25 protein-coding genes are annotated in these 23,602 nt (G+C 62.1%); 18 read left to right on the top strand and 7 right to left on the bottom strand.

Annotated features, from left to right (window positions below):
- Positions 1–51 precede the first annotated feature (51 nt).
- The 4 genes from JP75_RS11965 to JP75_RS11950 form a co-directional block, all read right to left on the bottom strand.
- Complete coding sequence (locus JP75_RS11965; RefSeq protein WP_035083158.1) at positions 52–384, bottom strand: hypothetical protein; 333 nt, start codon at positions 382–384, stop codon at positions 52–54.
- Between the two features lie 348 nt (positions 385–732).
- Complete coding sequence (locus JP75_RS11960) at positions 733–1,260, bottom strand: hypothetical protein (RefSeq protein WP_035083156.1); 528 nt, start codon at positions 1,258–1,260, stop codon at positions 733–735.
- A 122-nt stretch (positions 1,261–1,382) separates the two neighbouring features.
- Positions 1,383–3,782: an efflux RND transporter permease subunit gene (locus JP75_RS11955; protein WP_035083154.1), complete on the bottom strand. Its 2,400-nt coding sequence runs from the start codon at positions 3,780–3,782 to the stop codon at positions 1,383–1,385.
- A gap of 426 nt (positions 3,783–4,208) precedes the next feature.
- Positions 4,209–5,090: an SDR family oxidoreductase gene (locus JP75_RS11950; RefSeq protein WP_035083152.1), complete on the bottom strand. Its 882-nt coding sequence runs from the start codon at positions 5,088–5,090 to the stop codon at positions 4,209–4,211.
- Positions 5,091–5,243: 153 nt separating this feature from the next.
- Here JP75_RS11950 and JP75_RS11945 point away from each other — a divergent pair, with 153 nt between their 5' ends.
- Positions 5,244–5,651, top strand: coding sequence for a winged helix-turn-helix transcriptional regulator (locus tag JP75_RS11945; RefSeq protein WP_035083151.1), 408 nt, complete (start codon positions 5,244–5,246; stop codon positions 5,649–5,651).
- Between the two features lie 146 nt (positions 5,652–5,797).
- On the opposite strand, the gene JP75_RS11940 is transcribed toward JP75_RS11945, so the two are convergent.
- The gene (locus tag JP75_RS11940) at positions 5,798–6,277 is read right to left on the bottom strand and encodes an SRPBCC family protein (protein WP_051960644.1); all 480 of its coding nucleotides are present in this window, start codon (positions 6,275–6,277) and stop codon (positions 5,798–5,800) included.
- Complete coding sequence (locus JP75_RS11935) at positions 6,274–6,621, bottom strand: ArsR/SmtB family transcription factor (protein WP_035083149.1); 348 nt, start codon at positions 6,619–6,621, stop codon at positions 6,274–6,276. Before JP75_RS11935 ends, JP75_RS11940 begins: the two co-directional genes overlap by 4 nt.
- A 103-nt stretch (positions 6,622–6,724) precedes the next feature.
- On the opposite strand from JP75_RS11935, the gene JP75_RS11930 reads away from it, so the two are divergent.
- The 13 genes from JP75_RS11930 (at position 6,725) to JP75_RS11870 (ending at position 18,317) form a co-directional block, all read left to right on the top strand.
- Entirely contained in the window at positions 6,725–7,900 is a 1,176-nt protein-coding gene (locus JP75_RS11930) for a lipase family protein (protein ID WP_051960643.1), read from the top strand.
- A gap of 130 nt (positions 7,901–8,030) precedes the next feature.
- Positions 8,031–10,757: a DNA gyrase subunit A gene (gene gyrA / locus JP75_RS11925; protein ID WP_152565826.1), complete on the top strand. Its 2,727-nt coding sequence runs from the start codon at positions 8,031–8,033 to the stop codon at positions 10,755–10,757.
- Positions 10,754–11,257 carry an HIT family protein gene (locus tag JP75_RS11920; protein ID WP_035083145.1) on the top strand — a complete coding sequence of 168 codons (504 nt, stop codon included), beginning with the start codon at positions 10,754–10,756 and terminating at the stop codon, positions 11,255–11,257. The genes gyrA and JP75_RS11920 overlap by 4 nt, the downstream gene beginning before the upstream one ends.
- A 214-nt stretch (positions 11,258–11,471) precedes the next feature.
- The gene (locus JP75_RS11915; RefSeq protein WP_035083143.1) at positions 11,472–12,092 is read left to right on the top strand and encodes a LysE family translocator; all 621 of its coding nucleotides are present in this window, start codon (positions 11,472–11,474) and stop codon (positions 12,090–12,092) included.
- Complete coding sequence (locus JP75_RS11910; protein WP_051960642.1) at positions 12,092–12,592, top strand: GNAT family N-acetyltransferase; 501 nt, start codon at positions 12,092–12,094, stop codon at positions 12,590–12,592. The genes JP75_RS11915 and JP75_RS11910 overlap by 1 nt, the downstream gene beginning before the upstream one ends.
- The gene (locus tag JP75_RS11905) at positions 12,589–13,794 is read left to right on the top strand and encodes an MFS transporter (RefSeq protein ID WP_035083141.1); all 1,206 of its coding nucleotides are present in this window, start codon (positions 12,589–12,591) and stop codon (positions 13,792–13,794) included. The genes JP75_RS11910 and JP75_RS11905 overlap by 4 nt, the downstream gene beginning before the upstream one ends.
- Before the next feature lie 126 nt (positions 13,795–13,920).
- Positions 13,921–14,415, top strand: coding sequence for a pantetheine-phosphate adenylyltransferase (gene coaD / locus JP75_RS11900; protein ID WP_035083140.1), 495 nt, complete (start codon positions 13,921–13,923; stop codon positions 14,413–14,415).
- On the top strand, positions 14,415–14,999 hold the full coding sequence (locus JP75_RS11895) for a peptidylprolyl isomerase (RefSeq protein WP_035083423.1): 585 nt from the start codon (positions 14,415–14,417) through the stop codon (positions 14,997–14,999). Before coaD ends, JP75_RS11895 begins: the two co-directional genes overlap by 1 nt.
- Before the next feature lie 103 nt (positions 15,000–15,102).
- Positions 15,103–15,615 (top strand): peptidylprolyl isomerase, encoded by a 513-nt coding sequence (locus JP75_RS11890; RefSeq protein ID WP_035083139.1) that lies wholly within the window; start codon positions 15,103–15,105, stop codon positions 15,613–15,615.
- Between the two features lie 31 nt (positions 15,616–15,646).
- Positions 15,647–15,991, top strand: a complete 345-nt coding sequence (locus JP75_RS11885; protein ID WP_035083137.1) for a hypothetical protein — start codon at positions 15,647–15,649, stop codon at positions 15,989–15,991.
- Positions 15,992–16,102: 111 nt separating this feature from the next.
- Positions 16,103–16,552, top strand: coding sequence for a DMT family transporter (locus JP75_RS11880; protein WP_152565822.1), 450 nt, complete (start codon positions 16,103–16,105; stop codon positions 16,550–16,552).
- Between the two features lie 59 nt (positions 16,553–16,611).
- Entirely contained in the window at positions 16,612–17,694 is a 1,083-nt protein-coding gene (gene queA / locus JP75_RS11875) for a tRNA preQ1(34) S-adenosylmethionine ribosyltransferase-isomerase QueA (protein ID WP_035083135.1), read from the top strand.
- A complete protein-coding gene (locus JP75_RS11870; RefSeq protein WP_035083134.1) occupies positions 17,691–18,317 on the top strand; it encodes an exopolysaccharide biosynthesis protein in 627 nt (208 codons plus the stop codon). Before queA ends, JP75_RS11870 begins: the two co-directional genes overlap by 4 nt.
- Positions 18,318–18,445: 128 nt before the next feature.
- Here the strand turns inward: JP75_RS11870 and JP75_RS11865 are convergent, their stop codons facing one another.
- Positions 18,446–18,883: a hypothetical protein gene (locus JP75_RS11865; RefSeq protein WP_051960641.1), complete on the bottom strand. Its 438-nt coding sequence runs from the start codon at positions 18,881–18,883 to the stop codon at positions 18,446–18,448.
- 129 nt (positions 18,884–19,012) lie between these two features.
- Here JP75_RS11865 and JP75_RS11860 point away from each other — a divergent pair, with 129 nt between their 5' ends.
- From JP75_RS11860 to map, 4 genes are all read left to right on the top strand, one after another.
- On the top strand, positions 19,013–19,801 hold the full coding sequence (locus JP75_RS11860) for a mechanosensitive ion channel family protein (protein WP_051960640.1): 789 nt from the start codon (positions 19,013–19,015) through the stop codon (positions 19,799–19,801).
- 57 nt (positions 19,802–19,858) lie between these two features.
- The gene (gene tgt, locus JP75_RS11855) at positions 19,859–20,998 is read left to right on the top strand and encodes a tRNA guanosine(34) transglycosylase Tgt (RefSeq protein WP_035083132.1); all 1,140 of its coding nucleotides are present in this window, start codon (positions 19,859–19,861) and stop codon (positions 20,996–20,998) included.
- A gap of 168 nt (positions 20,999–21,166) precedes the next feature.
- The gene (gene pgi / locus JP75_RS11850; RefSeq protein WP_035083131.1) at positions 21,167–22,807 is read left to right on the top strand and encodes a glucose-6-phosphate isomerase; all 1,641 of its coding nucleotides are present in this window, start codon (positions 21,167–21,169) and stop codon (positions 22,805–22,807) included.
- A gap of 3 nt (positions 22,808–22,810) precedes the next feature.
- A complete protein-coding gene (gene map, locus JP75_RS11845) occupies positions 22,811–23,566 on the top strand; it encodes a type I methionyl aminopeptidase (protein ID WP_035083129.1) in 756 nt (251 codons plus the stop codon).
- Positions 23,567–23,602: the final 36 nt, after the last annotated feature.

The following is a 23,602-nucleotide window of genomic DNA, read 5'->3' as shown; positions in this document are numbered from 1 at the left end:
AGTGAGTTGCCCGCGGGTCTGGCCGAGGGCTGACGATCGTAGCGCCAGAACTTAGTGCGGCTGGCAGACGAATTTGGTTGGGCGTATTTCGGAGAAGTAGTTGGGGCTGCCGCCTTTGAGGTCGCAGGCGGTTTTCTCCGGGGCTCCGGCGCCAAGGGCATAGTTGCAGGCGAATGTCTGGAGCGGGCGTTGACCGGTGATCTTGTACTGGCAACTGGCGGTGCAGGCGTAGCTGTTGCCGTCGCCGTTGGAGACCACCAGGGAGAGGATTGAGCTGTCACCATTCAGGGAGCACTCGCCGGTTGGATAGTTGCCGGCGTGGGCTGCGGAAATGCTCGACGTTGCGATTGAAATAATAACAGAGAGGTATGCGAGTATCTTCATCGTCAGTTCTCCAATCCACTGCGCTGAGATTATTTCAATTTTGTTTGGGAGCAATGGGTTCCGGATGCGATATTTTTGTAGGAGCTGGTCGCCGACTGAACAGAAGTCCCCCGCTTTCGCGGGGATGACATTGGTGGAGAGGTGGCGTTAGCGATTAGCCCGTTCATCGTCGCCACCGAGCTTGTCCCGGCGGGTCCATGCGGAGGTGAGATGGATTGCCGGGACGAGCCCGGCAATGACGATGGAGGGCGGTAACAAAGGGGGGTGAGGGCAGCGTCGTTTTGTCAGTGCTGAAAACGAAAAAGGGCGGCCTTAGGCCGCCCTTGGATCGACATTATGCGCCGCCGTTCAGCGCGCAAATGGGACGTCGGCGCGGAGGCTGTCGCCGGATTCTACGTAGACGACTTCGAAGGCTACGCTGATCGCGTCGCCGTTGAGGGCGATCTGGGCGGAGATGTTCATGTCCTTGCCTTCCTCGTCGGGTGTGCGTTCCTTGAGGTTGAAGATCAGGCCGCTGCCGCGCTTCTGGCCGACGGCGATGCCGCTGAAGGTTGCGTTGGAGGTCATGGCGGCTTCGTAGCGCCGGGAGGCGTCGACATAGGCCATGGTGCCGGCGACGGAGAGGTTGGTGCCAGCAAGGGTGCAGCGGCCGGAATAGTTGACCTTGTCCGAATTGCCCTGGGACAGGGAGAGGCGGCAGACGACGGATTCGGTCGAGGCGCCCACCAGCGTGCCGCGGCCGCGCCATTCACCGATATAAGATTTCAGGAGAGCAACTTCGTTGGGCCCGGCGAAAGCGGGCGCCGTGGCGAAGCCGGCCGAAAGAAGGATACCTGCCAGCGCAGCGGCACGGGACAGGGGTCCGAGAAAGGTCATAGTGCAAAGCCTCCGAGTGTCACACCAAGCCCCCCGGCTGGTTACCGTTGGTTCAATAGCAAATCTGGGCAGATTCGGCGTTGAGTTTTCGTTATGCCATCCATGCTGCCGGGAAAACCGGATCACGCAGTTTTGGGCTCGGGATCTTCGCCTTCGGTGCCGCCCTCGCGGGTGACCGTGTCGCCCATGGGGTCGTCGGGTGTAGCGTCGTGGTCAGCGGTGCGGACACGGATATTGCCCAGCTTGTGGAAGAATTTTCCCCCGGCCATCAGCAGCGCGGGCAGGATGAAGAGATCGCCGAGGATGGCCAGCGCCAGGGTGATGACGAAGAGCGAGCCGAAGAGGGCCACCTGGGGCAGTTCCGAGAACATGATGATGGCCGTGCCGGCGCAGAGGATGATGGTGGTGGCGACGATGGCCCCGCCAATGCGCAGGAGCGTGTGTTTTACCGCATCTTCATGGCTGCGCCGCTCTTCGCGCCTGCCGTGGAGATAGTGCGAGAGGAAATGCACGGTGTCGTCGACCGCGATGCCGAAGGCGATGGTGAGGGCAATGACCGTGGTCAATTGCAGGCCGGCGCCGGAATACCAGAGCCAGGCTTCGGTGCCGAGGATCGGGAAGAGGTTGGGGATGGCGGAGGCGAGGGCGACGCGGAAGGACTGGAAGGCGAAGCCGATCAGGCCGAGATTGACGAGGACGCTGACGGTCAGGTCGAGCTGCAGGCCGCGCACGATGTCGTCGGTGGCGAAGGTGGTGAGGACGCGGAAGCCGCCCACTTCGGCATCGGGGATGCCGGCTGCGGCCAGCTCGCTTTCGACGCGGTGAACGAGATCCTTGAGGACATCGCTATCGATGATGGTGGGCATGAAGCCGGTAACGAGGGCTTGTGAGCCATCATCGGTGACGAAGCGGCGGCGCATGAAGGGGCCGACGGCGTCGAGCACTTCGCCGCGGGTGAAGCCGGAATCCGTATAATTGGTCATGCTGGCGGCGGAGATGACCTTGTTCTCGCCCAGCTCTTTTTCGAGCAGCTCGTGCACCAGCTTGATGCGCTGGAAATCGACCTCGCCGACATCGGGATTGTTCTCGATGAGCGGCACGCGGATGTAGAGCGGGGCGACGCCACCGACGCCTTCGTCGATGTTTTCGGCGGCGGTGAGGGCGGTCGATTCCGTCGCGACGAAATCCTCGAAGGAGAAGCGCGGCTGGATGAGGAAATAGGGGACGAGCAGCAGGCCGGTGATGACGATGCCGAGGATGGCGATGGGACGGCCGAAGCGGCTGGCGAGGAACCAGCTCAGAGGCAGGGGGGCGGTGAGCACCACGCTCGACTTGGGCGGGGCTTTGAAGCCGAGGCGCACTGCGAGTTTCAGCAGCAGCGGCTGGAAGGTCATGGTGCAGGCAAAGAGCAGGAACGAACCCATGGCGCCGGCCATGGAGAATTCGCGCACGCCCTGGCCCGGAGTGAGCGAGAGGGAGGCGAAGCTGACCATGGAGATGAGCATGGTCAGCGCCGTGGCGGGACCGACGAGTTTTATGGTCGCATCGACTGCCTTGTTGGGCTCCATGCCGTCGCGCCAATAGGCCAGCCAATTGAAGGTGAAGAACATCGACTCGGCAAAGGAGATCACCAGCACCAGGGTCGTGACGATGATGGTGAGGAAGGAGAAGGAGCCGAAAAAGAGGAGGATGATGCCCATGGACCACATGACCGCGAGGAACGGTGTGGCCGCGACGATGAGCGCGCCGGCGATGGAGCGCAGGGCGAGAAGAGCAATGAGGGAGCCGAGGGCGAAGCCATAGACGGTGAACTTCACCTGATCATCGACGGCAGCATTGAGCATTTCGGTGGTCCAGACCGGGGGGCCGGTGATCTCGATGGAAATGTCATCGGTCTGGAAGGGGGCGATGGTCTCGCGCAGGTTGGCGATCATGGCCTTGGCGCCGCGTTCCTTCACCACGTCCTGATTGGGGAACATGATGAGCACCACGCCATTGAGATCGGGCGTGATGAGATTGCGCATCATGGGATCGTTCTGCTGCAGATCCATGAGGGCGAAGGCGACTTCGTCGGCCGTTTGCAGCCCTTCGGGCACTGCCGGCTCGGAGCCGCCATAGGGCGAGGGTTTTCTGAGCGTAAAGGGCGACATGGTGCCGACGGCGAACTCGTTGAGCTCAAGCTCGAAGGCGAGACTGCGGACCTGTTCGATGATTTCGGGTTCGGCAAGGCGCTCGGAATTGACGAGGACGTAGAGGTCGTTTTCGAAGGTACCAAAAGTTTCCGAGAGGTGCTCATAGGCGTCGTAATAGTGGCCGGAATGGGCGTAGACGCGCAGCAGGTCGCCGTCGACATTGGCCTTGGGGATCTGGGTGAAGCAGAGGACCGAGAACAGCAGCACGCCGAGCGCCATGAGGCGGGGATAGCGGACCGTGGTCAGGCCGAGATGCTCGAGGCCGAAACCGATGGAACGGTCATAGGTGAGGCGGGCCAGGACACGCTTGAACCAGGAAGGAGAAGACACGAGAACCCCGACTCCGCAAATGAGGCGACAATCAGGTGGAATCTCTAAGTGTTTCGCTCGGGTGCGTCCAGCGGTCGCAGGGGCTTGAACTGTGTGGAGCGCCGGCAGGTTATGCTGTGGTGCGGTTCGGCGGGGAGTGTTGCGGGAGGAACACTGTCGGGGGGCTACCGAATACCCCCACCCTCATTCCCTCCCCACAAGGGGGAGGGAGGCGCAAGCCTCAGTCTTCCCGGGTCCTTCGTCTCCCTCCCCCTGTGGGGAGGGATCAAGGGTGGGGGCAGATGCCCGGAAAACGTGGCGCCCGGCATCCTCTCCCATCCTCCCCCGTCAAGGGGGAGGTGTCACCGAATTCGCTACGGCGAATTCGGTGGGGGGCTGGTGGTTAGGGCGAAATCTTGCCCTGACCAAAGCGCGGTGAAGCGCGGGTTACGCGCCCAGGGCGGCTTTGTTGGCGCTGAGGAAATCGGCGAACTTGGTCGGCTTGCGGCCGGAATAGCGTTCGACGACATCGGTCACGACGCCATGGAAGCCGGTGACGGCGTCACGCTGGAAGGCAACGAGGGCCCCTGCAAAGCCTTCCGGCAGGCCCGCGGCGACGAGGCCAGCGGTCAGTTCGGCCGGGGTGATGGCGATGACGGCGATCGACTTGCCGGTGAGTTCGCCAAAGAGCCTGGCGCGTTCGACATTGGTTACGGGAGCGGGGCCGGTGACGTCTTCAATGGTCTTGCCTTCCGCCGAGAGCAGGGCGCCAGCGGCGGTGCGGGCCGTGTCGGCGCGGGTAACGTAGGAAGTGCCGCGATCGCCGATGAGGCCGAAGAGCTGGCCCGAGGAGAGGACGTGGCCGGCGTCCATCAGGACGTTTTCGGCATACATGTGATTGCGCAGGATGGTGAAATCGAGCCCGCTGGCGGCAATGGCGACTTCGGTCCAGAAGTGTTCGGGATTGAGGCCGGCATCGGCGTCGGGACGGGCTGCGGGGGCCGATGTATAGACGATGTGCTTTACACCGGCGGCCTTGGCGGCTTCGATGATGGCCTGCTGCTGGGCGGCGCGACGGCCGACAGCGTCGGTGCTGACGATGAGGAGGCGTTCGACGCCAGCAAGGGCCACCGACAGGGTGGACGCGTCGTCGAAGTCGAGCTTGCGGATTTCGGCGCCCTTGGCGGCGAGGTCCTGAAGCTTGGAGGGATCACGCGTGCCGGCGATGACGCGGGTCGCGCCACGGGCCAGCAGCTCTTCGACGGCGAGGCGGCCCAGCTTGCCCGAAGCGCCTGTGACCAGCAGGGTCGAATTGGTGAATTTGCTCATTTGTACTCTCCATTGCATGACGACACAGTTCGAACCAACTTGTCCGCCTGTTCGGCAGAGAGTAAGTATCGAAAGGAGAGTGCTATCTAGGGGCTGCGAAAGCGGCTGAAAAGGAGGCACTTTTTCGGGTGAAGATTACCTCAAGGTAAGTGCATGCAGAACGATCTGGAAACGGCGGCCACATTTGTGCAGCGCTGGAGCGAGGCGGCGGCGGGCGGCAATACGGCCCGCTGCACGGTGCGCAACATTCTCGACAAGATCGGCGACAAGTGGAGCATGCTGCTGGTGATGACGCTGGCGACGGGCGCCAAAAGGTTCAACGAATTGCATCGGCAGGTGCCGGATATTTCGCAGAAAATGCTGACGCAGACGCTGCGGGATTTGCAGCGGGACGGGCTCGTGGCGCGGCAGGTTTTCGATACGCAGCCGCCGGCCGTGGAATATCGGCTGACAGGGCTCGGACAATCGCTGATCGTGCCGCTGGGGTTTCTTATTAATTGGGCAGACGAGCATTTTTCGCGGATCGATGCTGCGCGGATTGCTTATGACACGCGGGATTGATTTTCCCGTACTCGTTGCTGGTCAGACAGCCGCGGACTGTCTTCCCGGCGAAGGCCGGGATCCAGCTTGAGATCTGAGGATGGGCCCCGGCTTTCGCCGGGGTGACATTCGGTGGCTAGGGAAGCCTCGGACAAGGCGAAGGTCGCTCAGAATTTCAGGCGGTCGATGGTCATGGTCCAGCCGGCGAGCATGCCGGTGGACATCCATTCGGCGGTTTCTGGTTCGGTGAGTTGGTCGGGGAGTTCGACGCGGAAAATCATCTGCGTGCCGTCGGCGACTTCGCGGAAGAGGATGGTGACCTGGGGGCCGAGGGCGAGATTGTCGGGGTCGATTTTTGGCCAGCCATCGACGGCGCCCCAAGTGAAGACGAGTTTCTTGCCCGGGTCGATCTCGCGAAAAATGCCGCCGGTCATGTAGCGGGTTTCGGTGTTGACGATCATTTCCAGCCGCCAGGCGCCGCCGACCCGAAAATCTACGGTGATGGGCAGGTCGCTGGTAAAGCCGGGATTCATGAACCAGCCGAGGTTTTGGGGCTCGGTCCAGGCGGCAAAGACCATGTCGGGCGGGGCTTCGAAGGTGCGGGTGAGGGTGAAACCTCGGCCGAGGGAAAAGCTGGGGGCGGTCATGACTTGTCCTCCTCTTGGGCCTTGGCGGCCATCATGGTTTTCAACTGGGCATCGAGTGCGTCAAAGCGCTGGGAGAAGAACTCGCGATAGGTGGCGAGCCAGGTGTCGGCTTCTTCGAGCGGTGTTGCGTTCAGCCGGCAGGGGCGGAACTGGGCGGATTTTTCGCGGGTGATGAGGCCGGCGGTCTCAAGCACCTTCAAATGTCGCGAGACGGTGGGCAAAGCGAGCGCAAAGGGCTCGGCCAGCTCGGTAACCGTGGCGGGGCCGGTGGCGAGGCGCGCCAGCATGGCCCGGCGGGTCGGGTCGGCGAGAGCGGCGAATGTCTGGGTCAGGTGATCTTGCATTTGCGTATTTAGCTAACCATGCAAATATGGTGCGCCGATTGCGGGCACGAGTCAAGTGGCGCGCGGTTGGGCCGGCTGCTAGGTTTTGGGCGGGGGACAGAACATGCGTCGATTTCTGATTGTGCTTGTTGCGCTGCTGGTCGTGGTTGCCGTGCTTGTCGGCGGGGGCTGGCTTTGGGCGCGGCCGGATGAGCCGGCGGCATTTTATCGCTCGGGTGTGGCCGAAGGGGCGCCAGGGACGCTGCTGGCGGTCGAGCCCTATACGTTCGACGTGCCGGAGGGCGCGCGCGGGTGGCGCATTCTTTATGTGACGACGCGGATCGATGACACGCCGGCTCTCGCCAGCGCTGTCGTGATGGCGCCGGAGGCCGCGAGTGGGCCGCTGTTGCCGGTTGCCTGGGCGCATGGGACCAATGGCACGGCGCCGGGCTGCGCGCCGTCGGTCGTGGGGCCGCTCAAGAATGTGCCGGCGGTTGCCGAACTCCTCGCGGAAGGCTGGGCTTATGTGGGGACCGACTATGTCGGGCTCGGCACGGAAGGCGGGCACGCCTATCTCGTGGGCGAGGATGCGGCACGGGCAGTGCTGGATTCCATACGGGCGGCGGCGCAGATGGCCGAGGTGGATATCTTGCCGCGGACGTTGGTGTGGGGCCATTCGCAGGGCGGCAATTCGGCGCTATGGGCGGGCATGCTGGCCGAGACCTATGCGCCTGATGTTGCTGTGCTGGGTGTGGCGGCGCAGGCACCGGCGAGTGATCTGCCGAAACTGGTCGAAGGGGCGCAGCGCGGCATGTTCGGCAAGATCGTTTCGAGCTATCTGCTCCATGCCTATGCCGCGGCCTATGATGACGTGCGCGTTGAAGACTATGTGGATGGGTATCGCGCGGCGATATTGCACGACATTGCCGGCCGCTGCGCGGTCGATGCGAAGGCCCTTTATTCCATCGCGCAACTGTCGCTCTTGCCGGGCGAGCTGTTCGCGATGGATCCGACGGGTACACCATTGGGCGCCCGGCTTGAGCAGAACGTGCCGGTGGGGCCTTTCCCCATGCCGCTGTTCATCAGCCAGGGGATTGACGACGAAATCGTGCTGGAGCCGGTGCAGGCGGGGTTTGTGGCCGGCCTCTGCGCGGCGGGTGCGAACCTGGTCTATCGGCCCTATGAGGGGCGCAGTCACGTCTCGCTGGTAGCGCCGGATTCGCCGCTGACCGATGATCTCATCGCCTGGACGCGGGCGCGGTTTGCCGGGGAGGCGAGCGAAGCGGATTGTGCGAGGTGACAAGGTAGCGCTCTCCACAGCCTATTGGGGTGGAAATTCGCTTTTCGAGCCGAAATAGACTACATGTTGGTAAGAAAAACCAACGTAGAATCACAACGTGACAGATACGCCAGAAGGTGCAGCCGGCTCCATGCCAGGCGGCGACATCGCTCCGATCTATATCACCGACGAAATGCGCAAGAGCTATCTCGATTACGCCATGAGCGTGATCGTGAGTCGCGCGCTCCCCGATGTTCGCGACGGCCTGAAGCCTGTGCACCGCCGTATCCTGTTCTCCATGAGTGAGAACGGCTACGAATATAACAAGCCTTTCCGCAAGTCGGCGCGTGTCGTCGGCGACGTGATCGGTAAGTATCACCCGCATGGCGACCAATCGGTCTACATGGCCTTGGTGCGCATGGCGCAGGATTTCGCCATGGGCGAGATGCTGGCCGAGGGCCAGGGCAATTTCGGTTCGGTCGACGGCGATATGCCGGCTGCCATGCGTTACACCGAAGTCCGCATGCAGAAGATCACGGGCTTCATGCTCGACGATCTCGACAAGGACACGGTCGACTTCCGCGACAACTATGACGGCTCCGAACGCGAGCCGACCGTGTTGCCGGCGCGTTTCCCCAACATGCTGGTCAATGGCGGCGGCGGTATCGCCGTGGGCATGGCGACCAATATTCCGACGCATAACCTTGCCGAGACGATCAATGCGGCGCTGGCTGTGCTCGATAATCCGAGCGTGACGACGGAAGAGCTGCTTGAGCACCTGCCGGGTCCGGATTTCCCGACCGGTGGCATCATTCTCGGCCGCGCCGGCATCCGCCAGGCTTATGAGACCGGCCGCGGCTCGATCATCGTGCGCGGGCGCTCGACCATCGAGGAAGTGCGCAAGGAACGCGAAGCCATCGTCATCACCGAGATTCCCTATCAGGTGAACAAGGCGGCGATGGTGGAACGCATTGCCGAACTGGTGCGCGAAAAGCGCATCGAAGGCGTGGCGGACCTCCGCGACGAATCCAGCCGCGAAGGCATGCGCGTCGTCGTTGAGGTGAAGCGCGATGCGCTGCCCGACGTCGTGCTCAACCAGCTCTATCGCTTCACGGCGCTGCAATCGTCCTTTGGCTGCAACTTCGTGGCGCTCAATGGCGGTAAGCCGGAGCTGATGAATCTCAAGCAGATACTCGACTGCTTCATCGCTTTCCGTAAGGAAGTGGTTACACGTCGCGCCCGCTTCCTGCTGAACAAGGCTCGTGACCGTGCCCATATCCTGGTCGGTCTCGCCGTGGCCGTGGCCAATATCGACGAAGTCATTGCGCTGATCCGTACGGCGCCCGATCCGGCGACAGCCCGCGAGCAGTTGATGACGCGCCGCTGGCCGGCCGCCGATGTGGAACCGCTGATCCGGCTGATCGACGATCCGCGTCACCGCATCAATGACGACGGCACGTTCAACCTTTCGGAAGAACAGGCCCGCGCCATTCTCGAACTGCGTCTGGCGCGACTGACCGCGCTTGGCCGCGATGAAATCGGCGAAGAGCTGAACGGGCTTGGCACGGAAATCGAGGACTATCTCGATATCCTGCGCTCGATCGTTCGGGTACGCGCCATCATCCGCGAAGAGCTCGAAGCTATCCGCGAGGAATTCGGCTCGGCGCGTCGCACCGAGATTTCCGATCACGCGGCTGATTTCGACGACGAAGACCTGATCGCTCGCGAAGACATGGTCGTCACGGTTAGCCATGCCGGCTACATCAAGCGCGTGCCGCTCTCGACCTATCGGGCGCAGAACCGCGGCGGCAAGGGCCGTTCGGGCATGTCGACGCGCGAAGAGGACTTTGTGGCGCGGCTGTTCGTGGCCAATACGCATACGCCGGTGCTGTTCTTCACCAGCCGCGGCATTGCCTACAAGCTGAAGGTCTGGCGCCTGCCGCTGTCGGCTGCCAATGCCAAGGGCAAGGCGCTGATCAATATCCTGCCGCTGGAGCAGGGCGAGCGCATCACCTCAATCATGCCGCTGCCGGAGGACGAAACCTCGTGGGGCAATCTCGACATCATGTTCGCGACGACGCGCGGCACTGTTCGCCGCAACTCGCTGGCCGACTTTGTCGAAGTGCGCCAGAACGGCAAGATCGCCATGAAGCTCGACGAAGGCGACGAGATCGTCGGCGTCGATACCTGCACGATCAACAATGACCTGCTTCTTACCACGGCTCTGGGGCAGGCGATCCGCTTCCGCGTGGACGATGTGCGCCTGTTCAAGGGCCGTGACTCCATGGGCGTGAGGGGCATTCAGCTTGCCGATGGCGACAAGGTCATTTCGATGGCCGTCATCAATCACTCGGACGCCGATGCCGAGCAGCGTGCTGCTTACCTGAAGATGAGCCGTGCGGTGCGTGGCGAAGCGGAGAGTGAAGAGACCAGTTCGGACGAGGCCGATGTGGTGGCTGGTGCGCTGGAGCCGGAGCTTTATGCTTCGATGAGCGCGAGCGAGCAGTTCATCCTCGCCATTTCCGAGAACGGCTATGGCAAGCGGACCTCCAGCCACGAATACCGGATCACCGGTCGCGGCGGTAAGGGCATCGTCGCCATGGCGGTCAACAAGCGTAATGGCAATCTGGTGGCGAGTTTTCCGGTGGAAGACGAAGACCAGATCATGCTCATCAGCGACGGCGGCCAGACCATCCGCCTGCCGGTTGGCGGCGACAAGCCGATCCGCATCGTCAGCCGTGGCTCGCAGGGTGTGATCGTGTTCGACACGGCTGAGGGCGAGAAGGTGGTTTCGGTGGAACGCATCAGCGAACCGGAAGGCGAAGAGGGCGATGACGCCGCTCCGCCGGCTGCCGAAGGTGGTGACGGCGAAGCATGACGCATGAGGGCCGCCAGCCGTTCGATCTCGAAGGGCTGGTGGCTCGCTCCCGTCATGGGCCGTGCTTCATCTGCGAATTGCTGAAGGGCAATCCGGACTACGTCCATCACATCATTGCCGAGGATGAGGAGCATATCCTTTTCCTCAGCAAATACCCCACGCAGCGCGGCTATGCGCTGGTCTGTCCCAAGCGGCATGTCGAGGACCTGGCGCTGGAATTGTCGGGCGAGGCCTATCTTGCGCTGCAAGCCCGGGTGCATCGCCTCAGCCGGGCGATGAAACGGGTCTTGCCCGTGGAACGGGTCTATGTGCTCTCGCTGGGGAGCCAGCAGGGCAATAGGCATCTGCATTTCCATGTGGTGCCGCTGCCGCCCGGCGTGCCCTATGAAAAGCAGCAATATCATGCGCTGATGGCTGAGCATGGGGTGCTCGACATTTCGGCGGAAGAGATGGCCGAACTCGCTGAACGGCTTGGCCGTGCCTATACCGAAGAGCAGTGAATTTCGGGGCGCTTGGGCGCCCCTTGTCTTTTGGGCTCTCTAGCTCCCAATCCATCGTCATCGCCGGGCTCGTCCCGGCGATCCATGCGGAGCCAAGATGGATTGCCCGGACCAGCCGGGCACCGGGGATCGGGTGTTCGGCCGACGACATCTGCCGATGACTCTTGTCTTTTCTGGCGCCCGGTGGCTTGCTCGCTCGTGAAGGAGACTCACCGTGTTCGATCTTTCGACGCTCATTCCCTATCTAGGGGCCTGTTTTCTGCTGGCCATCGTGCCGGGGCCGACGGTGACCGTCATCGTCGCCAATTCGCTGGCGCGCGGCACGGGGGCGGGGCTCGCCATCGTGGCGGGTACGCAGGCGGGGTTTCTGGTGATGACGCTGGTGGTGGCGCTGGGCATGCAGGCGCTGGTTGCCTTCATGGGCGCGGCATTCGACTGGATCAAACTGATCGGCGCGGCCTATCTCATCTGGCTTGGCTTCAAGATGCTGCGCAGCGATGGCGATCTCGGCACTGTCGAGGCGGAACGGGGAAAATCCAATCTTCGTACGGCACTTGAGGGATTTGTCGTAATCCTCTCCAATCCCAAGGCTCTTATCTTCCTCGGCGCCTTCCTGCCGCAGTTTGTCGATGTGTCGCAGCCGACCTTTCCGCAGGTGATGGTGCTTGGCCTGTTCTTCATGCTGGTGGCTGGGTCGACCGATGCGATCTACGCCGTTGTGGCGGGCAGGGCGCGTGGGCTGCTGAGCGCGGCGCGCGTGCGGATGGTGTCGCGGCTTTCGGGGGTGATCCTGATGGCGGGCGGGGTCTGGCTGGCGCTGCAGAAGCGGGCTTGATGGAAGAGGCCAGCCCCGACACATTCAACCTGAAGATTCACGATCTTCGTGATGTGATTAGCCACAGATCTGTCGTGGCGGAGCGCATCTGGCGAGCATGGTGGGAGCCCGACGGCCAGTCTCTGTCTGACGTCGATGCAGCACTAGACATCGTGCTGTCCGAGGCGGATTTTTCGTTCACACTTGTTGCTGTCTCCAACGGCAGATTTGTCGGCACGGCGACAAGCGTTCAGACCGATATTGACGCCCGCCCCGATCTTGGCCCTTGCCTTGCTGCTTTGTGGGTCGAGCCTGAGGCGCGTGGCCGCGGCGTGGCCGGGACGCTGATCTCGGCGGTTTTGGAGCGCCTGTCATCCCACGGGTTCGCCGTGGCCTATCTGTCGGCCAAGCCACATATGCGAGGATTTTATGAAAAGAATGGCTGGACACTGATCGAGTCCGATATTGATCGAGATCATCAGGATGTCTTCACACGCGCCCTGAAACGGACCTCGGCATGAGCAGCGCGAGCTACGGCAGCTTGCTGCGCCTGCCGATACCGCAGCGACTGGCGCTCGCCAGTATTCCCGCGGATTTTGCTGATTGGCTGGACTATGCGGCTGTGGTCGCACTGGTGGTTTTTGCCTGGGGTGAGGGGCCGTTTGCGCTGGCCATGTTCGCGCTGGCGCTGAGCCTGCCCTATGTGCTGGTTGGGCCGTTCGTGGCCGTGGTGGTGGATCGGGTGCCGATCCGGACTGTGCTGGTGGTCAGCAATCTGGGGCGTGGGCTCGCGACGCTGGGCTTTGCTTTTGCCGGTGACACGGCAGTGTTGCTGGCGCTGGTTTTTCTGCGCGGCTGCATCGACTCCGCCTTTACGCCGGCGCGGCAAGCGGCGATCCAGGCGAGTACGCCGGAGGAGCTGCGTGGAGTCGCCAACGGGCTGCACCAGGCGATCAACCAGACGTCCAAGATTGCCGGACCGGCTTTGGGCGGCGTGTTGCTGGCCGTCTGGTCGGCGCAGAACATTTTTATGCTCAATGCCGCGCTGTCGCTGCTGGCAGCGTTGATTGCGCTCGGCGTGACGCTGCCGCCGCGACCGGTTTCGGACGAGGAAAAGGGCAAGTTTTTCACCGAGTCGCTGAAGGGGATCAGTGAATTCAGGCGCAGCCATCGGTTGATGATCGCGCTGATCTTTTCGGCCTGCGCCTATTTTGCCTTTTTCCTTTATGACGCGCTAATTGCGCTGCTGGCTGAAGGGTTTGGCTTTGGCGCGACGGCGTTTGGCCTCTCCATTTCGGCGTCGGGCTTTGGCGGATTGGTCGGAGCGCTGGGGGCGGGGAGCATGGCGGGCAAGCGGCCGATGCTGGCCATGTCGCTGGCGGCCGTGATTTCGGGTGTCACGACCTGCGCGATCGCCCTTTCGGCCCAGATGGGGTGGTCGATCCAGTTGCCGGCTTTCCTCTTGGTGCTGTGCTTCATGGGTGGCGCGACGGCGTTCATGCTCGTGCCCTATCGCACCATCGTGCAAGCAGAAGCGCCTCCGGACCGGATTGCGCGGGTGTTTGCGGCGGGTGAGGCGGTCATCACGCTGACGATGCTTTCGGCTCCGCTGATCGGCAGCTTCATTGCCAGCCAATGGGGGACGCCGGTGGCTTTCCTCGCCGGCGGAGCCGTGCTGGTACTGCTTGGCGCCGTTACGCTTGCCTCGCATCGCGGCCCGTGACAAAAACGCTGAGATCATTGGGCAAACGCCCAATGATCTCAGGCCCTTGGGGGCGCGTTTTCGAACCAGAAAAGTGGCAGCCACTTTTCTTGAAAACGCTTATGTGAATACAAGAGGGAGAGGCCGATGAACGGTCTGGTTGGGTTTTATCCCGGTTCGTTCGATCCACTGACCAATGGGCATCTCGATGTGATCGAGCGCGCCTGCAAGCTGGTGGATACGCTGGTGGTTGGGGTCGGCGTCAGCGCGACCAAGAAGAATCCGATGTTCTCCCACGCTGACCGGCACGCCATCCTGCAGCAGGTGCTGGGGCCTGTCGGCATTCGGACCAATACCGAATTCAAGATCGTCGATTTCTCCGGCCTGATGGTCAATGCGGCGCGCGAGCATGGCGCGAAGCTGATCATTCGCGGGCTGCGCGACACCACCGACTACAATTATGAAATGCAGATGGTGGGGATGAACGCGCAGATGGCGCCGGACCTGCAGACGGTTTTCCTGCCATCGAGCCCGCCCGTGCGGCATATCTCGGCCACATTGGTGCGTCAGATCGCCGAGATGGGTGGTGATATTTCCGCCTTCGTTCCGCCAATCGTCCTCAAGGCCTTGAAAGCATCATGATGACCTTTTCCCGCCGCCTCTTCGCCGGCCTCGCCATTTCCGCTCTCGCCCTTTCCGCCGTGCCGGCGATGGCGCAGACCGGCAAGCCGCATCTGATCCTGACGCTCGAAGACGGTACGGTCGATATCGAGCTCTTGCCCGAACTCGCGCCCAAGCACGTCGAGCGCGTGATCGCGCTGACGGAAGCCGGCTCCTATGATGGCGTGGTGTTTCACCGCGTGATCGATGGCTTCATGGCCCAAACCGGCGACGTGCAGTTCGGTAAGTCGGATTCGCCCAGCTTCAACCTGGCGCAGGCGGGCATGGGTGGTTCGGATCAGCCGGACGTGGAAGCCGAATTCAATTCGGAAAGCTTCCAGCGCGGTGTTGTCGGCGCGGCGCGTGCGCAGGACCCGAATTCGTTCAATTCGCAGTTCTTCATCACCACGGCCGATGCCAGCTTCCTTGATGGCCAGTACACCGTGTTCGGCAAGGTCGTGTCGGGCATGGAAGCCGTCGATGCGCTGGAAAAGGGCCCGCAGAGCGCCAATGGCGCCGTGGCCAATCCCGACAAGATCGAGAAAGCCACGATCGAATACAAGTAAGCGCACCGTCGTTTTGGCGGCTCGGAACATGCCGGGCCGCCTTGCACTTGCGCGGCATAGGCCCTAAATCCGGGCCACTTCATTTTTCCAGAAAGCGAAAATCATGGCCGATTACGCCGATCCCGAAAACACCCTCGTCATCGAAACGACCAAGGGCAATGTGGTTATCGCGATGCGTCCGGACCTGGCCCCGGGCCATGTCGATCACATCAAGAAGCTCGCCCGCGAAGGCGCTTATGACGGCGTGGTGTTTCACCGCGTAATCGACGGCTTCATGGCCCAGACCGGCGACGTGAAGTTCGGCAATTCCAACACCACCGACTTCAACCCGGCGCGCACCGGCACCGGCGGTTCGTCCTATCCGAACCTGAAGCAGGAATTCAACGCCGAGCCCCACGTTCGCGGCACGGCCTCGATGGCTCGCTCGCAGGACCCGAACAGCGCGAACTCGCAGTTCTTCATCTGCTTTGGTGATGCGCGTTTCCTCGACCGCCAGTACACTGTCTGGGGACAGGTCATCGAGGGCATGGAAAATGTCGACCAGATCAAGCGCGGCGAACCCGTCATCAATCCCGACAAGATGGTTTCCGTCAAAGTCGCGGCCGATATCGCCTAAAACTATCCTGGCGGCTGCGGCCGCCAGCTTCATGCTCGCCGCGCCCGCCGTGGCGAGCAGCGCCATCATGTGCGAGGGCGAGGGCGGCGAGGCCATCGTCAATCTCTCCACTCTCTCCGTCGTACAGGTGATCGGCGCCTATGCCGAAGTGGACGGCACTGCCTTTTCGACCGGGCCCGAGCGCGGCGAGGGGACACCAATTGTCGTTGGCCAGGCTTTTGGCGAGGGCGACGCAATGATGATCGATTTTGTCGACCCCAATTTCGAAGACATCCTTGTTGGTCTCAGGCTCGCCTGGAAGGGTGACGAAGAGATTTGGACGGGCACGCTCAAGGCGGGCGAGAAATCGGTCGACGTTAGCTGCACCTCCGGCTGAGTTTTGGAGCCGCCGAAACGTGTGGCTTTCCCGCGCGGGAAAACTGGCTACCACTATTCCTGAATGCTTCCGGCTGATTCCGGCCGACCTTTCAGGACCAAGACTTTGAAAATGGATACTCTGCTCTGGGCGCTGATGGGCGTCTTCGCGGGCGCTTGCATTGCCGTGCAGGCGCCGATCAATGCCGGGCTCGGACGGGCGCTGGAAGTGCCGATCGCGGCAGCGGCCGTGTCGTTTCTGGCCGGCGGCGTGGTGCTTTGGGCGCTCGCTTTTCTCTTCAGCCATCTCACTGCAACGCCGATCAATTTTGCCGCGCCCGCGCAATGGACGCTGGTGGCCGGCGGGTTGCTTGGCGCGTTCTACGTGTTTTCCAATATTACGCTGACGCCGATGATTGGTGCCGCGGCGGTGATGGCGCTTTCGGTGACGGGGCAGTTGATGGCGGGCCTGGTACTCGACAAGGTCGGCTTCATGGGCATGGCGGTGCGCGAGATCACCATGGGTCGCGTGGCCGGCGCGGCGCTGCTGATCGTCGGCGCGGTGATGATCCGGGTGCTTTAGGGCAACCTTGCTGACTTTGCCCCGTTTTCGCAACGCGTCTTGCATGCTAACGAGCGAACATGCGTGTTTCCGAATTCGACTTTGAGCTTCCCGAAAACCTGATCGCCCTGCATCCGGCCGAGCCGCGCGACTCTGCGCGATTGCTAGTGGTGCGGCCGGGCGAGGCATTGCAGGACCGGCACATTCCGGACCTGCTGGAGCTTTTTCAGCCGGGCGATGTGCTTGTCGTCAACGATACGCGCGTTTTGCCGGCGGAATTGCGGGGCACTCGTGTGCGCGGGGAGACGCGGGCCAATGTGTCGTTCAACCTCCACAAGCGGGTGGATGCGCATACCTGGCGCGCTTTCGCGCGGCCGGCCAAGAAGCTGGCGCTGCTCGATGCGCTGGAATTGGGCAATGGGCAGGCGGATGCGCTGAAGGCGCGGGTCGCGGGCAAGGGCGATACGGGCGAAGTGACGCTCGAATTCGAACTCGGCGGGGCGCAGCTCGACGAGGCGATCAAGTCGCATGGCGCCATGCCGCTGCCGCCCTATATCGGGGCCAAGCGGGCGGTCGAAGAGCGCGACAAGGTCGACTATCAGACGGTCTATGCGGCAGAGGATGGCGCGGTCGCTGCGCCGACGGCCGGGTTGCATTTCACTGAAAAACTGCTGCAGCAATTGAGCGATCGTGGCGTGACCATGGAGCGGGTGACGCTGCATGTGGGCGCCGGGACCTTCTTGCCGATGAAGGTGGATGACACGGAAGACCATGTCATGCATTCGGAATGGGGCGATATCGACCAAGCGACCGTGGAGCGCATCAACGCCAAGCGGGCGCTGGGCGGGCGCGTGATCGCGGTTGGAACTACCAGTTTGCGGCTGCTGGAGACGGCGTCGCGGGCGACCGGACGGTTGCAGCCGTTCATTGGCGACACGGACATCTTCATCACGCCGGGCTTCAAGTTTCGGACGGTCGATATCCTGATGACCAATTTCCACCTGCCGAAATCGACGCTGTTCATGCTGGTTAGCGCCTTTTCTGGGCTCGACCAGATGAAGGCGGCGTATCATCACGCGATATCGAACGGTTACCGGTTCTATTCCTATGGCGACTCCTCGCTGTTGTTCCGCGCTAGCGGAGACGAGGACGATGAGGCGTGAAGCGCGGCACGCCGCCAATCGTTCGCTACACCAATCGCATCGTGATTGGCCTGCGGACGGTCGCGGCATCGGGCGATGAAAAGCTTACATTTCAGCGGCTGATCGAGGCGATGGGTCAGGGGTCGCATCGACTGCTGATCCTCATGCTGACCTTGCTCAACATGATCCCGGGGCCGCCGGGCTTTGGCGGGGTCATTGCCTGGACGACCTTTGCCGTGGCGCTGGCCATGGTGCTGGGGCGGCCAGTGCGGTTGCCCAGGATTATCGGCGAGCGCAAGCTGCCGGTGGCGCCGCTGCTCAAGGCGAGCGAACAGGTGGTGAAGGTCACGGGGATCATCGCGCGGTTCTCGCGGCCGAGGATGCTCTGGCTGACCGGGGCGGCTGCGACCATTCCCTATGGGATTTTCGCCATGGTGATCAGCGTGGCGATGACCGTGCCGATTCCCTTTTCCAACGCTGTGCCGAATGTCGGGCTCTGCGTGCTGGCCTTTTCGATGCTGAACCGGGATGGCATTGGGGCCGTCATTGGGGCAGCGATCTGCGTGCTGGGACTAGGGGTGGAGATTGCCCTGGTATTCGGCGCGATCAACCTTGGCATGCATGCCGTCAATACGGTGTTTTAGGGTCTCAATCTGTCGAGTGCCTTCACCACCTAGCTTGACCGAGTGCTCCCAAGCGGAGGCGAGATGGATTGCCGGGACAAGCCCGGCAATGACGATGGAATTGAGAATGCTGAGGTTCGGGGCGGACTTCAGATCCCGGCAGCGTCGTGGACGAGCGTGCCGGAGAAGCCGCAGGAGGCGCCGTGGTATTCGAGGCAGCCGTTGCGCTCTTCCAGGGTCACGCTGCCGGCGCCGTCAAAGACAATGCCGATTTCGCAATAGCGCTGGTTGAGCGGTGACTCGTCTCCGGGCTCGTACATCTCGTTCTCGACGAAGAAATTGCCGCCCTTCTTTGAAAGCAGCACTTCGCCATCGATGCCGCCGGCGCAGCCCATGAATTCTTCCTGGATCGGAACCACGGTATTGATGGAGATGGCATAGCGATCGTCCTCGATATGGGTGAGGTCGAGTGTCAAATCGCCTTCGCCGCTGCCGGTGTAGATACCTTCGATCTCGTTCACATCCTGGGCAAAGGTGGGCAGGGCGGCGAGAGAAATGGCAGCGACAAGAAAAGCAGTTCGGAACATGATTGGCCTCAACAACGGAACGTGATCGGGGAATAGGGACAGGCGAGCGTGGCGAAAATCGGACGGCGTGGCGCTGCAACCATCTCAACGCTCAGGATTTTCGTTTTCGCCTAATACGGGGAATGTGGAATGCAAGAAGCGGAAATTTTCGGAATCTCGGCTGCCTGGGTCATCGCCAATGCCTGGTCTTTGGTGATCGCCCTGCTGGTATTGGCGGCGGGCTGGGTGATTTCCAAGATCGTGTCGCGATACGTCACCGGCTTTCTGGCCGCGCGAATGAAGCACAATGCTACCATCGCGCCGCTGGCGGGGCAGGTAGTGCGCTATGCCATCCTGTTCGTCACCGTGATCGTTGTCTTGGGGCAGTTCGGCGTGCAGACCGCGTCCATCCTTGCCGTGCTCGGCGCCGCGGGTCTGGCTATCGCACTGGCCTTGCAGGGGACACTGGCCAATATCGCGGCGGGGATCATGCTGGTCTTCCTGCGGCCGTTCAATTCCGGTGACTATATCGATGCGGATGGGATTGTCGGGACTGTGGTCGAGGTTGGGCTTTTTGCTACGCAATTGCGGACCATTGACGGGCTTTATCTCTTCGCGCCGAACTCAAAACTCTCCAATGCCAAGATCATCAATTACAGCCGGGAGACCTCGCGCATCGTCGAGGTGAAATTCAACGTGCCGCGTTCGGCCGATCTTGATCGGGTGCGGGCGGAAGTGGCTCAAGCCGCGGCGACGGAATATTCGGATGGCGCGGCCAAGCCCGATATCTGGCTCGATACGCTGGGGGACAGCACCATGACGATGGTCGTCCGCGTGCCGGTGCGCAGCCGGGACTGGTATCCGGCCCGCTCGGTGGTGCAGGAACGGCTCAAGACGGTGCTGGAGCGGAACAGCAATTTCGCTGAGGTGGCGACCTGAAGCTTTCGTGGCCGGGGCCCTTTATTCTGGCGGGGCAACCCGCTAGAAACCCGGCCCATGAGCACGACGACGAAACAGGTCACCTTTTCCCTTCTCGCAACCGATGGCGCGGCGCGGCGCGGCCGCATCGACACGCCGCGGGGCGAGATCAATACACCGGCCTTCATGCCGGTGGGCACGGCTGGCACCGTGAAAGCCATGTATCCCGAGCAGGTGCGCGAGACCGGCGCCGATATTCTGCTTGGGAACACCTATCACCTGATGCTGCGGCCGGGTGCGGAGCGCGTGGCTTCGCTTGGCGGGCTCCATGATTTCATGGACTGGCAGCGGCCGATCCTGACCGATAGCGGCGGGTTTCAGGTCATGTCCCTCGCAAAGCTGCGGAAGCTCACCGAAAAGGGCGTGACCTTCAAATCGCATATCGATGGCTCGGCCTATGAACTGACGCCCGAGCGGTCGATCGAAATCCAGACGCTGCTCGATAGCGACATCATCATGCAGCTCGACGAGTGCATTGCACTGCCGGCCGAGCGCAAGGAAATCGAGCGGGCGATGGAATTGTCGCTGCGCTGGGCGGATCGCTCCAAAACCGCGTTCAACAACCAGCAGAACCGGGCTCTGTTCGGGATCGTGCAGGGTGGCGATGATGCCGAATTGCGGGCCAAGTCGGCGGCGGGGCTGAAGTCGATCGGGTTTGACGGTTATTCCATCGGTGGCTTGGCCGTGGGTGAGCCGCAGGACGTCATGTTCCGCGTACTTTCGGAGATCACGCCGGAACTGCCGACGGATCGGCCGCGCTATCTGATGGGCGTGGGCAAGCCGGACGATATTCTGGGCGGCATTGAGCGCGGGGTCGATATGTTCGACTGCGTGCATCCGACCCGTGCGGGTCGCCATGGCCATGCCTATACGCGCTTCGGTGTCATCAATCTGAAGAATGCGCGGCACAAGGATGACCATCGTCCGCTCGACGAAGCGTCGCCCAATCCCAATTGCCGGCGCTGGAGCCGGGCCTATCTCCACCATCTGGTAAGGACGGAAGAGATTTTGGGTGCCATGGTCCTTTCGCAGATCAACCTTGCCTATTATCAAGAGCTGACCGCGGGCACGCGGGCGGCTATCGAAGCCGGCCGCATGGCCGACTTTGCGGCCGAAACGCGCGCCGCATGGGCTGCCGGCGATCTGCCGGTCCTCTAAGGTATGTGAGGGATCAGGTGATGTCTGGCTGCAAACCGCAGTTTTCTGCGCTTCCGGTCCTCACGTACCATAGTGTACGTTCCGGTCCGGTTCTCGAAAACTACCGTTTTCGCTCAGACCTGACCTGATCCCTCACACACCTAAAAATTTCCTCGGGAGAATAAGCTGATGGCTAAGTCTGGGCGTAAGGCCGGGTTCGAAACGCTGGGCAAGCTCAAGAAGGCAATCGAGGGCCAGCCGATGCGGCTGCTGTTCGCGGAAGACCCGAACCGCTTCCAGCGCTTTTCGGCCAGCGGCGCCGATATCCTTCTTGATTATTCGAAGAACCGGATCGACGAAGAGGTGATGACCGCGCTGTTCGACCTGGCGCGCGCTGCCGGCGTCGAGGAGCGCCGCGCGCAGATGTGCGAAGGCGAGCATATCAACATCACCGAAGACCGCGCCGTGATGCACATGGCGCTGCGCTACCAGGGCGACAAGCCGGTCGAGGTGGATGGCAAGGACGTGATGCCCGACGTGCGGGCGGTGCTGAAGGCTATCGAGCATTACACCAATGCGGTGCGGTCAGGCGAAATCCGCGGCCATGGCGGCGAGCAGATCACCGATGTGGTCAATATCGGCATTGGCGGGTCGGATCTCGGCCCGGTGATGGTGACGCTGGCGCTGGCGCCCTACACGCGGCCGGACCTTCGCGCGCACTACGTCTCTAATGTCGATGGTGCGCATATCCATGACATCTTGAAGTGGCTCGATCCGGCCAAAACGCTATTCATCATTGCCTCGAAGACGTTTACGACCGACGAGACGATGACCAATGCCCATTCGGCCCGGAAGTGGCTGGCTGGCGCGCTGGGCGAAGAGGCGGTGCCGAACCACTTTGCGGCCGTTTCGACCAATATCGAGGCCTGTGCCAAGTTTGGTATTCGCGAAGACCGGATTTTCGGCTTCTGGGACTGGGTTGGCGGCCGCTATTCGGTGTGGTCGGCTATCGGCCTGCCGGTGGCGCTGGCTGTCGGCTACGACAACTTTGCGAAGTTTCTCGCCGGCGCCGATGCGATGGATCGGCATTTCCTCGAAACGCCGCTGGAAAGCAATCTGCCGGTGATCATGGGCTTGCTCGGGGTCTGGTATCGCAATGCCTGGGGTTTTTCGACCCATGCCGTGCTGCCTTATGACCAGCGGCTGAGCCGCTTCCCGGCCTATCTGCAGCAGCAGGATATGGAATCGAACGGCAAATCCGTTACCCTCAACGGCAAGCCGGTGGGCTGGTCGACGGGGCCGATCGTCTGGGGCGAGCCGGGCACCAATGGGCAGCATGCGTTCTACCAGCTCATCCATCAGGGCACGGACGTGATCCCGGCGGACTTCCTGATTGCCGCGCAGCCGCATGAAAAGCTGCCGCCGCATCACGACAAGCTGGTTGCTAACGTCTTGGCGCAGTCCGAAGCGCTGATGCTTGGGAAGACCGAGGAAGAGGTTGTGGCTGAGCTCAAGGCGCAGGGCCTCGACAAGGATCAGATCAAGGCGTTGACGCCGCACAAGGTGTTCCCGGGCAATCGTCCCAGCAACACGCTGTTCTACAAGCAGTTGACGCCGGAATTGCTGGGCTCGCTCGTTGCGCTCTATGAGCACAAGGTGTTCGTGCAGGGTGTCATCTGGAACGTCAATTCCTACGACCAGTGGGGCGTTGAACTGGGCAAGCAGCTCGCCAAGGCGCTGCTGCCAAAGGTTCAGGGAGAGCAGAGCGGGGAGGGGCATGATAGCTCCACTCAGGGTCTGCTGAAGTTCTACCTCGCCAACAAGGCCTGATCATTGACCATCACCACCGACGAGCAGCTGGAAAAACTCAAGGCAATCGGCCGAATCTGCGCCGTGGCGCGTGACGCCATGGCCGCGGCCATGCGACCGGGCATGACGACGCTGGAACTCGACGAGATCGGCGCCAAAATCCTGGCCGAGCACGGGGCGTTGTCGGCGCCTATCGTGACCTATGATTTTCCGGGGACGACCTGCATTTCGGTGAACGAGGAGATCGCGCATGGCATTCCGGGCGACCGGGTGCTGCATGAGGGCGATCTCGTCAATATCGACGTGTCGGCGGAGCTGAACGGGGTCTTTGCCGATTGTGGCGCCAGCTACATCCTCGGCAAGGGCGACAAGCGGCTCGATGCCTTGTGCCGCGATGGCAAGAAGGCGATGTGGGCCGGGATCAATGCGGTGAAGGCTGGGGCGCCGCTGGCCGATATCGGCACGGCCATCGGCAAGGTGGCCAAGAAGGGCGGCTATACGCTGATCCGGAATCTCGCCAGCCATGGCGTGGGCGATAGCCTGCATGACGAGCCGGGCGAAATCCCGACCTGGCCGGATCGGTCGGAGCGTCGCAAGATCGGCAATGGGCTGGTGTTCACCATCGAGCCGTTCCTGTCGATGGGTGGCCAGTTTGCGGCGCAGAAGAGCGAAGACGACGAATGGACGCTGGTTGCCGACCCGATGGCACCTTGCGTGCAGTATGAGCACACGGTGGTTGCGACGCCCAAGGGCGCGATCGTGGTGACGTTGGCGGCTTAATTTTCCCGTTCGTCGTCACCACCGGGCTTGTCCCGG

Origin of the sequence: Devosia riboflavina (assembly GCF_000743575.1) — a bacterium.
In the GTDB taxonomy this organism is placed as follows: domain Bacteria; phylum Pseudomonadota; class Alphaproteobacteria; order Rhizobiales; family Devosiaceae; genus Devosia; species Devosia riboflavina.
The sequence above is the reverse complement of the archived record's forward strand: the minus strand, read 5'-3'. Positions and strand labels throughout refer to the sequence as shown.